This is a genomic window from Kaistella antarctica (genome assembly GCF_900109615.1).
GTDB classification, from domain to species: domain Bacteria; phylum Bacteroidota; class Bacteroidia; order Flavobacteriales; family Weeksellaceae; genus Kaistella; species Kaistella antarctica.
Genome location: NZ_FOIX01000002.1, coordinates 310034 through 323898, shown reverse-complemented (window position 1 = coordinate 323898; position 13865 = coordinate 310034). Strand labels below are relative to the sequence as shown.

General features: G+C 37.0%; 10 protein-coding genes. 5 read left to right on the top strand and 5 right to left on the bottom strand.

The features are described from left to right. Positions 1-19: 19 nt before the first annotated feature. Positions 20-2563: a phosphoenolpyruvate carboxylase gene (locus BMX49_RS06125; protein ID WP_034716805.1), complete on the bottom strand. Its 2544-nt coding sequence runs from the start codon at positions 2561-2563 to the stop codon at positions 20-22. A 176-nt stretch (positions 2564-2739) separates the two neighbouring features. On the opposite strand from BMX49_RS06125, the gene BMX49_RS06120 reads away from it, so the two are divergent. Together BMX49_RS06120 and BMX49_RS06115 are read left to right on the top strand one after the other, a co-directional pair. Then, on the top strand, positions 2740-3987 hold the full coding sequence (locus BMX49_RS06120) for a PDZ domain-containing protein (RefSeq protein ID WP_246005110.1): 1248 nt from the start codon (positions 2740-2742) through the stop codon (positions 3985-3987). Then, complete coding sequence (locus tag BMX49_RS06115; protein ID WP_034716811.1) at positions 3977-4528, top strand: hypothetical protein; 552 nt, start codon at positions 3977-3979, stop codon at positions 4526-4528. The genes BMX49_RS06120 and BMX49_RS06115 overlap by 11 nt, the downstream gene beginning before the upstream one ends. Here the strand turns inward: BMX49_RS06115 and BMX49_RS06110 are convergent. The 3 genes from BMX49_RS06110 to glgB all read right to left on the bottom strand — a co-directional run bounded on the left by BMX49_RS06110 (position 4501) and on the right by glgB (position 9034). After that, positions 4501-5454 carry a L,D-transpeptidase gene (locus BMX49_RS06110; protein WP_034716813.1) on the bottom strand — a complete coding sequence of 318 codons (954 nt, stop codon included), beginning with the start codon at positions 5452-5454 and terminating at the stop codon, positions 4501-4503. The genes BMX49_RS06115 and BMX49_RS06110 overlap by 28 nt on opposite strands. A gap of 76 nt (positions 5455-5530) precedes the next feature. Then, positions 5531-6937, bottom strand: coding sequence for a glycogen synthase (locus BMX49_RS06105; protein WP_034716816.1), 1407 nt, complete (start codon positions 6935-6937; stop codon positions 5531-5533). Positions 6938-6964: 27 nt separating this feature from the next. Beyond that, positions 6965-9034: a 1,4-alpha-glucan branching protein GlgB gene (glgB, locus tag BMX49_RS06100; protein ID WP_126337060.1), complete on the bottom strand. Its 2070-nt coding sequence runs from the start codon at positions 9032-9034 to the stop codon at positions 6965-6967. A 250-nt stretch (positions 9035-9284) separates the two neighbouring features. On the opposite strand from glgB, the gene BMX49_RS06095 reads away from it, so the two are divergent. Next, positions 9285-10421, top strand: a complete 1137-nt coding sequence (locus tag BMX49_RS06095) for an alpha/beta hydrolase (RefSeq protein WP_034716818.1) — start codon at positions 9285-9287, stop codon at positions 10419-10421. Between the two features lie 8 nt (positions 10422-10429). Here BMX49_RS06095 and BMX49_RS06090 read toward each other — a convergent pair whose 3' ends face one another. Beyond that, entirely contained in the window at positions 10430-10834 is a 405-nt protein-coding gene (locus BMX49_RS06090) for a hypothetical protein (RefSeq protein WP_034716821.1), read from the bottom strand. 192 nt (positions 10835-11026) lie between these two features. On the opposite strand from BMX49_RS06090, the gene BMX49_RS06085 reads away from it, so the two are divergent. Together BMX49_RS06085 and BMX49_RS06080 are read left to right on the top strand one after the other, a co-directional pair. Then, positions 11027-13168: a S46 family peptidase gene (locus tag BMX49_RS06085; protein WP_034716824.1), complete on the top strand. Its 2142-nt coding sequence runs from the start codon at positions 11027-11029 to the stop codon at positions 13166-13168. A 119-nt stretch (positions 13169-13287) separates the two neighbouring features. Beyond that, positions 13288-13863 carry a transposase gene (locus BMX49_RS06080; RefSeq protein WP_221404838.1) on the top strand — a complete coding sequence of 192 codons (576 nt, stop codon included), beginning with the start codon at positions 13288-13290 and terminating at the stop codon, positions 13861-13863. Positions 13864-13865: the final 2 nt, after the last annotated feature.

Genomic DNA, 13865 nt, shown 5'->3' with positions numbered 1-13865 from the left:
TTTCTGAAGGTCTTTTTGTTTAAGCTGAATTTCGACTTGCATTAATATTTCCGAAGAGTGATCGCATGACGAGTTTTTCGTATGCTTCCCGATTGCCTTCTTCTTTCTGAATTTTAATTAGAGCATATTGTTGAATACTCAAAAGTGGAAGTACTATTTTCTCCCGAATTTTCACCGACAGTTGCGAAAGTGGTTCTTCTTCCATCAATTCCTGAAATCCTGTGAGTTCCAGCATCATCTCTTTAGATAGATTATATTCGTCTGAAAGAATGGTCCAGAATTCACCAAATCGCTGATTCTTTTTCATATAAGAAGTCAGCGGAAAGTAAGATTTATTCATGCTCATCATCGAGTTTAAAACCAATGTTTTGAAGAAATCAGATCCCTTATATAAACTTTTAACCTCGTCAAATCGCCCTTGATTTTTCAACTCGTGCAAGGCAAACCCAAACCCGAAAAACCCAGGAACATTTTGCTTGAGTTGACTCCAAGAACCAACAAATGGAATCGCACGCAAATCTTCAAATTTTAATTCTCCGCCAGCGCCACGTTTGGTTGGACGACTTCCAATATTGGTTTTTCCGTAATATTCTAGCGTGCTCATTTCCTGCAGATAGGGAACAAATCTTGGATGTGCTTTCAAATCAGAATATTTCTGATAGCTGATTTCAGCCAGTTCTTCTAAGAGTTTTCGCTCGCTGCCATTCAAATCTTTTTTGGCATTTTTAAAGACGTCATTTTCAATTCCGGCGGTCAGCAGTTGTTCGAAATTGTATTTCGCTTGATCTTTATTCCCGAAGACACTAGTGATTGTTTGTCCCTGAACGGTTAATTCAATTTGATGATTGGCGATTGTTTTTCCTTGAGAAGCATAGAAATCATGGGTCTTTCCACCACCTCTAGCTGGCGGTCCACCACGACCATCGAAGAAAATTACTTTAATTTGATATCGGTCAGAAATACTCGTCAACTGTTCTTTGGTTTCATAAATTTCCCAGTTGGCTTTTAGATAGCCACCATCTTTTGTTCCATCAGAAAACCCAAGCATAATGGTTTGTGCACCTTTTCGTCTCTCTAAATGTTTTTTATAGACTGGCAATTCGTAGAGGTCCTTCATTACATTTTCCGCGAGATCCAAACCTTCCATGGTTTCAAAAAGGGGAACAATATCGATATTGATTTCAGCTTCCGGATAACCACACAGTTTAAATAAAGCAAATACATTCAACACATCTTTAGTGGCTTCAGAATTAGAAATAATGTAGCGATGCATGCCACGCTCCCCATTTTTCTCCTGGATCCCTTTTACATTGTAAATGTTCTGTAAAGTATCTTTGGTTATGCCCTGAAAATTATTAGGGTCAAGCACGACGTCAGTTTTTAAAAGCCAGTCGAGTTTCTCTTGATCTGTAATTGTTTCAATATTTAAATCTGAATTTTTAGCAATAATCTCGTCAATAACTTCCTGATGAATTCGACTGTCTTGGCGAATATCTAAAGTCGCGAAATGAGTTCCGAAAATCTTCACCCGATCTTTAAAATCCTCCAATAGATTTTTAAAAAGTCCGTTGTGCTGTTCAATCAGAATTTTTTCTGCTTCTTTAACTTTAATTAAAATTTCTTCCGAAGAAATATCTTGGTCTTCTTTAAAAATCGCTTCATACAAATCGTCACTCAGTCCATCTAAGATTTTAGAAACTCCACGGAAACTCAATCTTCTTCGTAATTTCTTTAAATGAGCGTAATAAGATTTCAAAATAGAAAGATGCAATTCCTGCGCGACTTGTTGCGTAATTTCGGCTGTTACAAACGGATTGCCATCACGATCTCCACCGGGCCAAAATCCCATTTGAATAATATCTTGAGCCGGTGTAAAAGTGGGCGTACCGAAAGTATTTTTCACCTTTTTATATAATTCACCAATGGTGTCGTAATAGACATATCTCAGATAAAAAATGATGCTTAAAGCTTCATCTAATGGGCTCGGTTTTTCTTTATTTAGGAAAGGCGTTTTGCCGAGTTGTTGCAACAGCATATCGATTTCGGTGATTGAATCATCGGTAATTGCCGTGCGTAAGTCATGCAAAATCCGCTGAACGGAATTGGGATAGAACTGCGTGGGATGAGCGGTAAAAACAACTTTTATGGCGAAATCTTTTAACTTATTTCGGGTAGCTTCAAGCTGATGTTCCTGCAAAGCGCGCTCATGAACCTGCAACACCGTACCAGCATCACTTTCGGAATGCAATTGTGGGAAAGCAGCGTCTTCGATACTATCATACAAAACGACTTGCCGCTCGATATACTGAATAATTTTAAACAGTAATTCGGTTTTTTGCTCTTCGGTTGTAAGTTCGGTGTGTTTGCTGAAAAATTCTTCTACAATTTCTTCGGGACTTTTTCCGGCCTGATAGCCGACTTTACTTTCTTCATACAGAAAAGGAAGCAACATGCCAATATTCGACATTTTATCATAAGGCAAACTCATAAAAAGCGAGTTATAAATCTGAAATTTATTCTCAACCAATTGGCGGAATTTTTCTTTTTTTTCTTCGTGTAGCATCTAACAAATTTAGGATTATTTAATTCTAGTCGTAGTAATTTACGCATAAAAAAATGATCCCAATCCACAGAAAATTGTACCTTCATTAGATGAAATTTCTGCGCCTATTCTTTTTTGTAATTTTTGCGTTTTCTTCGGCACAAAAGGGATTTGAAATTTCGAATCCAAAAAAAACGGTGATTCCTTTTAAACTCATCAACAATCTGGTTTTTATACCCGTCAATATTAATGGAGTAGATTTGACTTTTCTACTGGATTCTGGCGTTAATGAAACAATTTTGTTCAGCCTGGATAATAAAGAAGTTAACTTTAATGAAATAGAAAAAATTAAGTTTTCTGGTTTGGGTGAGAGCGTTCATATTGAAGGTTTAAAATCTGAAAATAACATCGTCAACATTGGCAAGGATTACAAAGATTTCGAACATACCATTTTTATTATTTTAGATGAAAGCATTAATTTTTCTTCGCATGTAGGCATTCCCGTCAATGGAATTATGGGTTACCAATTTTTTAAAAATCATCGAATTGAAATCAATTTTACGTCCAAAAAAATAACCGTTTTTAATGAGGATAAAAAATTTAATCAACGACAGAAAACTTTTACGGAATTTCCCATTACCATCGAAGGCAACAAACCATACATGATCGCGGAAGTGGAAATGAACAATGAAAAGGTAAGCTCGAAAATGCTACTAGACCTAGGCAATAGCGACGCCGTGTGGCTTTTCCCGAAACTTATTGATAATTTTGAATACAACCGACCCAATATTGATGATTATTTAGGACGTGGATTTAATGGTGATATCTTTGGCAAAAGAAGCAGAATTCACTGTCTATATCTGGGTAAATTTAGTTTTGAGCAACCGCTTACGGCGATGCCGGATGAGTATTCGATTCAGAATTTAAAATTAGTACCTAATAGAAAAGGTTCCATTGGCAGTGATATCCTCCGTCGGTTTACGGTGATTTTCGATTATCCCGATCAAAGAATTTTTTTGAAAAAGAACAGGAATTATCAAGATCCTTTTTCTTTCAACAGCAGCGGTCTCGACATTCAACAAGTTGGAATGCTTTGGGAAAAAGATTTAGTCAGGATTGAAACCAAGAAAAACATGGCTTATTCAGGAGAAAGTGAAAACCGTAAGTTACCAGAGAATTTTCAATACAATTTTGTACTTAAGCCAAGGTTTTCAGTAGCAGGCTGCAGGAAAGATTCTCCCTGTTTCGTGGCGGGAATTCGAAAAAATGATGAACTCCTCACTATTAATAAAAGGCCAATTGGTGATTTGACCATGGAGAAAATTAATAATTATTTTAAAGAAGAAGATGGCAAAAAAATTAATATTAAAGTACAGCGAGATGGTCAGATTCTAAATTTTACCCTTACTTTACAAGATCCTATTCCCTACCAAAATGCAAATTGAAGCAAACACTATCGACCATATTCGCTCCAGACCGAGATTTAAAATTTATACCGACATTTCGCGGGAAGAATATATTGCTTATCTGAAAAAATTTCTAAAAGAACGTACTGAAAATTTCGAAGGAAATATCAATCAAGAAGTATCTTTAATAACGGTTCGAACTCCGCAAGAATATTACTGGAAACCCAATCTATCGTTGCGAACAGAAATTGACTCTGAAGAAAACAAAACGGTGATTCGCGGAATCTTCGGTCCCGCTGCGGCAGTTTGGACTTTTTTCATGTTTCTTAATTTTATTTTTGGGATTTTGTTGATGTTCGCCATCACCATTTGGTACGTAGAAAAACAGATCAAAAGCAATGATTACCCGTGGGCTTTTACCGCCTCGATAGTTATGCTTCTACTTTTGGGTCTCACTTTTTCGGTCGCCAGAATCGGTCGATGGAAAGCGAAGAAAGAAATGAAACAATTAAGAGAATTTGCGGAAGAATCTGTGCAGCAATTTGAACGTTATCAGGCTGCTGGCGTCGAAACGACCTGAGTTACTTCTGCTCTCTTGGCTTGCTCCTCTAAAATTTTCGCAAGATTAGGTTCAATAACCTTGGTCATTTCTTCGATCGAAATATTATTCGATTTTCCATCTTCACTTAAGTTTTTCCAAGGCTTTTTGCCACCCCATTTGTAATCACCAAAGACAATTACGGGCGTTCCGTTGGCTTTTACAGTTGCGCCACCTTTATTTAAAATCCATTGATCAGCCCAGTTGTAAAGATATTTTGCGTCATCCAGAGAAAGTCTTAAACACGAATGAGAAGCTGGATATCCTGGCAGATCATATTGATGCCAACCGATGCCTAAAGTATTATGAACATTGAAATTATAAGGGAGTTTCCAGTCGCTGTCTACAGTAGAAATTGCCAGTTCTTTTTTCCAGTTGGTAAACATTAAACCCCGTTTTGTCTGAGCGGTTTTGTGCCCCATACTTGTTGGCCCCCATTTTACGAGATTTCCTTTTTCATAAAGTGCGTAAGCCTGAATCGGATAGGAGAAAAATACAATCTTTTCAACATCCTTCAGTTGAGTTAATGATCGTGGGAACGGCGAATAAGCCATCAATGTCTCATCGATTTTATCTGGAATCATTAAGGTGTCTGCTCGCCATTTGTTTTTCATGTCAAGACGATTTATAGCCAAAATTACTGATTGCTCTTCTTTGGAAAACTCTTTATTAAAGACTCCCATAGCGGAATCACGTTTGTTTTTTGGGAAAATAAACGAGCTATAAATGACTGTGTTTTTTTTAATGGAATCTTGAATTAAAGAATCTTTTTTGACAGTTGCTAACGAGTCTTTTTTAATTTGAATTTGGGGAGAAATATTGACTTCCTTTTTACAGTGGATAACGAAGGAAGTAAGCAATAACAAAATAATAAGATTGAAAAATCTTTTCTGAGAAAGTGGAAACATGGTTGTTTTTTAAGTGAGCAGGTACTTTACAATAACAATACCATTAACAAAGGTTTCGGACGAAAATGAAAAAACATTATTTGTTATATAAGTCCAGATATTTTTGGGCGGATTTTTCCCAGGAGAAATCGAAGTTCATATTCGACTGAACCAACTGACTCATTAAACCCTCTTGATTATAAATATGCAAAGCGCGATGCATTGCGTGAACAGTCGCACTGGCGCTCGCTTCACCAAAGTTAATTCCGCTTCCACCTGTTGAAATGTCTTCGACGGTATCGCGTAAACCCCCAATATAACGAACGATTGGGACCGTTCCGTAACGCATGGCATACATTTGATTTAATCCACAAGGTTCAACTCTAGAAGGCATTAATAAAAAATCGGACGAAGCGTAAATCTTGTGCGACAGGTATTCTTTGTAACCTAAATCCACCGCGAAGTTGGAGTATTTATAAGACAGCTCGGCCAATTGATTTTCAATGCTTTTATCACCGGAGCCTAAAATAATAATATTTAAAGCACCATAGGTTTCCTGAATACTTTTTTCTACAATTTCAGGTAGAAAATCTGCACCTTTTTCTCCGGCAAATCTTCCAATAAAACTGAATAATGGCAAGTCAGGATTGAGACCATACTCTTCGCACAGTTCTTTTTTGTTTTTCAGCTTGCCAGCTGCTGCATCTTGTTTTCCATAATTAAAGGCTAAAAAAGGATCGATTTCGGGATCCCAAATTTCAGTATCGATGCCGTTGATAATTCCGTTTGCTTTGGCGTGTTCTTGCCGAACCAAGGTTTCCAAGCCGCGGAAACTTTCAAACAATTCATCCATATATCCACTTGAGACCGCATTGAAAGCGTGGCAACATTTAATCATGGATGCTAAGGGATTGATATAACCGTTCCAATCAAGTAAGCCCCATTTTCCGCCGTCAAACCAAGGGAAGTAATTGGCCATGTCCCATCGCATCTGTCCTTGATATTCGCCATTATGAATGGTACCGATGGTTTTTACGCCTTTTAAAAAACTAAATTCAGGACAGCTTTCAATCATAAAAGGAACTAAACCCGTGTGATAATCATGACAATGCAAAACATCCGGACGAATCTGCATGGCGGTTAACCAATGCAAAACGCCATGTTGAAAAGCTAAAAACTGCTGGCTTTCATCCCAATAACCATACGGATTATCGCGATCTAAAAGTCCTGGGATCTTCACGAGATATAAATCGAAACCTAAAACATTCGACGTTTCCTTCATCACCATCACTTGAAAAGTTTGATTGTGCTGATGAATCCAACCATCAAAAACCAGTTCGAAACTGTGCTCATGCACGAAAGGTTTATTGTACCAAGGCATAATAACGCTGGCTTCAACTCCTTCGATTTTATTCAAATATTTGGGCAAGGCTCCGACAACATCGGCCAGCCCGCCAACTTTTGCAACAGGATAACATTCGAAAGAAAGGTTGAAAATTCTCATATTAAAATTCGGTTTTTATGTTGGATCTTACGATTTTGATTTCTTTTTGACGGCGGGAGTCTTTTCCTTTTTTACAATTGAAGGTTTTTTAGTTGAAGGTTTTTCATCAGTCTCTATTATTTTAGAAACCGCTTTTTTTGGCGCAGTCAATTTCTTGGCAATTGCCTTTTTAGGTTCAGCTAATTTCTTCATCTTTTTTTTCTGTCTTAAAACAACACCTGAAAGTGGTGGTAATTTCAGAATGATAGCGTTTGGTTTGTACATCCATTCATCATCTTCTTCATCGATGATTTCTGCGTTGACGCCACTTCCTGAGAATTGGGCGTCGTCAGAATTTAGAATAACTTCCCAATTTGTGCCTTCATCGACACCGATTTTATAATCAAATACGTTGGGTGTTAAATTTAAAATAACCATCAAAACATCATCTTCACTTTTTCCTTTTCGAAGATAGATAAAAATGGAATTGTCAGCATCGTTGGCTTCAACCCATTCCATTCCGTCTGGTGAAAAATTGTTTTCGTAAAGTGCCGTTTCGTTTCTATATAAATGATTTAATTTTTTGACAAAGTCCTGCATTCCTTTATGCACTGGATATTTTAGCAAGTGCCAATCAAGACTTTGGGTAAAATCCCATTCGTGCGTTTGCGCGAATTCATTACCCATGAATAATAATTTCGCTCCCGGATGGGTGAACATGTACAGATATAAAGCGCGAAGATTTGCGAATTTCTGCCATTCATCGCCGGGCATTTTATAAATCATACTTGCTTTTCCGTGAACGACTTCATCATGAGAAAGCGGCATCATATAATTTTCATTATAAACGTACATGGAGCCGAAAGTCAATTTGTTGTGATGGTATTTTCTTTCCGTGGGATTTTCTTTAAAATATTTTAAAGTATCGTGCATCCAACCCATCATCCACTTCATGCCGAACCCAATTCCGCCATCGTAAACCGGTTTGGTGAGCATCGGAAAATCTGAACTTTCTTCAGCAATAGTCATTACATGCGGAAATTCTTTATAGACTGCTTTGTTAAAGTCTTGTAAAAACTGCTTAGCTTCTAAATTGACATTTCCGCCTTCAATATTCGGTTCCCATTCACCTTCATTTCGAGCATAATCCAAATGCAACATTGACGTCACGGCATCTACCCGAAGTCCATCAGCATGATATCGATCCAACCAAAATAGGGCGTTACTGATTAAAAAAGATTTTACTTCCGGTCGGCCATAATTAAAAATATGGGATTTCCATTCGGGGTGAAAACCTTTGCGAGGATCTTCATGTTCGTATAAATAAGTTCCATCAAAGAAATGCAAACCGTTGGCATCTCCAGGAAAATGAGAAGGTACCCAATCTAAAATGACGCCGATTTGATTATTGTGCAATTCATTGATTAAAAACATTAAATCCTGAGGTGAACCAAATCGAGAAGTGGCGGCAAAAAACCCTGTTATCTGATAACCCCAACTTGGATCGTACGGATATTCCATCACCGGCATAAATTCTACATGCGTAAAACCCATTTCTTTGATGTAGGGAACTAGTCGCTCCGCAATTTCTCTGTAAGTAAAGAATTTTTCTGGATCATCAACGCCTCGCATCCAGGACGCGAGATGCATTTCGTAAACCGACATCGGCGCTTCAATCGTGTTGCTTTTATATCGATCAGCCATCCAGTTCTTATCATTCCATTCAAACCAAGTGGTAGAAACCAAGGAACTGGCTTGAAGACTCTGCTCCCAACTTAAAGCAAAAGGATCTCCTTTTTCGAGTAAAACTCCTTTGTTGGTTCTGATTCCATATTTGTAAACATCGCCCCATTTAAGGCCAGCGATAAATCCTTCCCAAATTCCAGATTCGTCCCAGCGTGGTAATAATTTATGGGTTTCAGAATGCCATTCATTAAAATCACCAATCACGGAAACTTCTTCGGCGTGTGGAGCCCAAACGGCAAAATAAACACCTTCTACTCCCTCAAGTTCAATTGAATGAGCACCAAATTTTTCATACAATTTATAGTGATTACCTTCTCGGAAAAGATAAATATCTTGGTCGGTAAACAAAGAATGAGGAAACACAGTTTGCATGATTTGGGGAGTTTTCTAAGTGAGGTTTTTACTGAAAAAAATAAAAAAAGGCGTAATCGCTTTTTCTACCTCAAATATATTTAAAATAAAGCTAAAAGGAGAATCATATCCTTTAAAACTTGCGAGAGGTGATATATGTTCGAGAGTTCTTATCATTGACTTAACATTAAATTTAATATCACCAGAGATACAGAAATCTTATTTTGAATAAATTTCCTACTTTTAGCTTTTTAAAAATAGAAAAACCCTCATGAGATTTACATTAAAATCAAAGGAAGCCGACGAAAGACCCGTTTTTATTACAGGAAACTTTAATAAATGGAATCCTCGTGATTTAGTATTTGAATTGACTGAAATTGAGGAGAGTACTTATTCCATTGATATTGACGACGAAAAACTGCCGGAATTCATTGAGTATAAATTTACGCGTGGCGGTTGGGGAAATGTCGAAATTGATCGACTTGGTAATATTACGCCAAATCGGAAAATTGCGAAAAATGATTTAGATAGCGAGGATGAAGTCGAACGATGGCGGGTGAATTGGGGACCTTTTAAACAAGAGTTTTTCCCGATTGTTGAAATTATCTCGGAGAAATTCTTCATACCGCAGCTTAATAAAACCCGTAAAATCTGGGCACTTCTACCCTACAATTATCATCAAACAAAAAAGGATTATCCTGTTCTTTATCTACAAGATGCTCAAAATCTTTTTAATGAAGGTTCGGCTTTTGGAAACTGGGAAATCGATAAAAAAATGTCAATTTTAGCGGAATATGGTCGCGGCGATGTAATTATTATTGCGATTGAAAATGGCAGCGATGATCGGATTAAAGAATATGTTTTAGATTACAATTCCATCACCGAAAATGCAGAGGGAAAAAAATATGTGCGGTTTCTGGCAGACACTTTGAAACCTTATGTTGATTCCGTTTATCGAACAAAACCCGAACGAGAATTCACCGGAATTGGAGGCAGTTCGCTGGGTGGATTGATTAGTATTTACAGTGGATTTCTATATCCAGAAGTTTATTCGAAGTTGATGATTTTTTCACCGTCGCTTTGGTTGAATCCGGAGAATAATTTCCCGCAGATGAACTTTAAAAATCCTTACGATATTAAAGTTTACCTGTACGGCGGAGAACATGAAGGATCGGAAATGACCGAAAGAATTCATCTTTTCCAGCAAACGATGGAAGGTTGGGAAGATTCTACCTCCATGCAGTTTGAGTTTAAAACGAGCATTAATCACGAAGGAAAACATCAGGAGTTTTATTGGTCGCAAGAGTTTCCACGGGCAATCGAATGGTTGTATTATGATACGGAAGAAGATCCGAAGGAATTAGCGCAGAAAGCGGAAATCGTAAAAAACGAAACTTCAGAAATATAAATTTCCAGTTATTTATCCTCCGATTTTTCTTTCACTTCTTGCAACTCATTGTCCTTTAACTTCGCTTCTATTTTTTCAGCTTTTAGATTCTGTCTGAGAAGACCAAATAAAGTCATATAAATATTAGCGATAAAAACGACGGCAAAAAAGGAAATAAAATAACCTCGCCAATCATCGAAAAGCAATTTAAATCCCGTGATGTAAATAATTACGGCGGTGATGTAATGGCTAAAGCAATATTCGCAAGTAAATAAATAGTAAAATTTCCTTTGGAACAACGACCGGCATTCCTTTGATTTCGTGACACAATAATCTCTCGGTTCCCGAAAAATCTCTTCGTGAGTTACCGTCCAAGCAATACACGCGACCGGAAGCGAAATGATAAAAAGCTGGAGGAGATTTACAGGTAACATCGGCAATCATTTTAAGAAAAATTTTTAATCAAAAAATATTCCATTTGAATTTGTCTCAAAATCCACTTATTAAATTCTATACTAAAAAGATTGCTTTCTAGAACTGACTGTAAAGGATCCGAGAAATCTTTTTCACTCTAGTTATAAGACATAATCCTATTATTTTTCTTATTTTTAAGGCAAATTTTTAAAATGAATAGAAAGAACATTTTGCTATCGGCAATACTTTTTCCGGCGGTGATGGCTTTTGCGCAACAGTACGGTGGAATGTGGATTCCCACAGAACTTAATGAAAAGGAAATGAAAGATTTGGGGATGAAAATTTCTGCAAAACAGATTTTCGATCCTTCAAAACCGAGTATTAAAGATGCGGTGGTACAGTTTAATGGGGGTTGTACGGCAGAAATAATTTCACCACAAGGACTTTTACTAACCAATCATCACTGTGGTTACGGTCAAATTCAAAGACATTCTTCGGTCCAAAATGATTATTTAAGCAATGGTTTTTGGGCGAAAGATATGAACGGAGAATTGTCTAATCCAGGAGTTACGGTAGATTTTATCGCCGATATTAAAGAAATAACTGCGCAAGTTTTAGCAGGAACGCAAAACTTGGATGAGAAAGCTTCACAAGCATTAATCAATCAAAATATCGAAACTGTAAAAGCTGGATTCAAATTGGAACCATGGCAAAAAGTGGTTATCAAACCAGTTTATTACGGAAATAAATATTACGCACACGTTATCGATACCTATAAAGACGTAAGGTTGGTTGGCGCACCACCAAGTTCCATCGGGAAATTCGGATCTGATACCGATAACTGGGTTTGGCCGAGACATACGGGAGATTTTTCTTTGTTCCGTATTTATGCAGATAAAAACAATAAACCTGCTGAATATTCAAAAGATAACATTCCTTACAAACCAAAACATTTCTTACCCGTTTCCATTAAAGATAAACAAGAAAACGATTTTACTTTCGTTTTTGGATTCCCAGGAAGAACGACCGAATATTTACCCGCTATCGCAGTAGAAAAGGTCATGTTGGAAACCGATCCAGCTATGATTGAAGTGAGAGCGGTTGCCTTGAAAATTTTAAATGAGAAAATGCGGACCGATGCGGAAACCAGAATCAAATACGCCTCGAAATATGCTTCTGTAGCGAATTACCATAAAAAATGGATCGGAGAAGTGGAAGGTTTGAAAAAATCTGATGCCGTTGGGAAAAAGAAAAGATATGAGCAAACTTTAATTGCAAAAAACCCACAGATTAAGACGACGATTGATCAACTAAATACTTTGTATAATGAGCAATCACCTTATTCGCTTAACCGTTCTTACTATTCAGAGGTTACCAGAAATGCAGAAACGCTTTCCTTAGCCAATCAGTATATCAATTTCATGAACAGTTATGAAGCTGGTAAAATTAATGATCAAACCTTAACCGCTTTCAAAAACAGGTTATCGGGTACTTATCAAAATTACAACGGTGAATTGGATGCAAAAGTAACGGCTCAATTGCTGGCACTTTATGCTGAAAAAACTCCTGAGAAATTTCTACCGGCAAATTTCAGTCAACTAAAAGATGCTAATAAAAATTTGGCCACTGTTGAAAATTGGTCTAAAAAATCTGTTGTTACAGGAAGAGGAACTTTTAACGGAGCAACGGCGGTAACAGATATCGACAAAGTATTTGCGAACCCAGCTCAGTTGATTAAAAATCTAAAAAGTGATCCGATTATTCAGTGGGCTTCGGCGATGAAAGATTCTTACATGAGTACGAGTGAAGGAAAATATTCTGAACTTCAAAACCAAATTGATGTGCTTCAGAAGAAATTCATGGCGCAACAAATGGAAACTGATAAAGACCGTAAATTCTTCCCAGATGCCAACTCTACGCTTCGGGTAACTTACGGACAGGTGAAAGGTTCAAATCCGAGAGATGCGGTTTCTTACGGTTACCAAACGCACTTAGAAGGCGTGATGGAAAAATATGTTCCGGGAGATTATGAATTTGATGTTCCAGCGAAATTGGTCAATCTTTATAATGCGAAGGATTATGGGATGTACAAAGACAAAACGGGCGATGTTCCAGTCAACTTTACGGCGACCAATCATACGACTGGTGGAAACTCAGGAAGTCCAACTTTGGATGCTCACGGAAATTTAATTGGATTGAATTTCGACCGACAGTGGGAAGGAACGATGAGTGACATTAATTTCGATCCGCGTTTTAGTAGAAATATTATGGTGGACACGAAATATATTCTTTTTATCGTTGACAAATATGCAGATGCAAAATGGTTGATAAAGGAAATGAAAATTGTGAAATAATTTTTATTTAAATATTTTAGTTGTAGGAACGCGCCTTAAAGGCGCGTTCTTGCGTTTTAATATGAGGATGTATTTGTAGGTTTTTTCATAAACTTTATTTTGTATTAAATTTTATAAATTTGTTAAAGAAGTCAAAAACGTATTTATTTAACAAATACCTGAACACGCCTTTGAGGCGTTCTCCTACAGCTATGAAGTACAAATATCACAAACAATACCGCCTTCCTGGCTTTGATTATTCCTCCAATAATTCCTACTTCATAACCATCGTTACAAAAGGCAAAAAAAATCATTTCGGTGAAATATCAAACAATGAAATGTATTTTACGGATATAGGATTTTTTGCAGAAGAGTTATTAAAAAAGGCAAATCTAAAATTGGAACATTTGACTATTGAAGAATATGTGATAATGCCTAATCATGTCCATTTTATAGCGACCATTTTCAGAGAAGACAATGATTTTAAAATCCCAGAAAAAGGATTGATGCCTCTTGTACCAAAATCTATTTCCTCTTTTGTTAACAGATTCAAAGGGAGATTAAAAAGATGGGCCAATGAAAATGATTTCGCCTATTTTGAATGGCAGCCAAGATTTAGGGATCGAATCATCAGAGACGAGGAAGAATATGTGGTGATCAAAACGCACCTTCAAAATAATATTAAAAACTGGGAATCTGATTCTGAGAAACTCTAAAA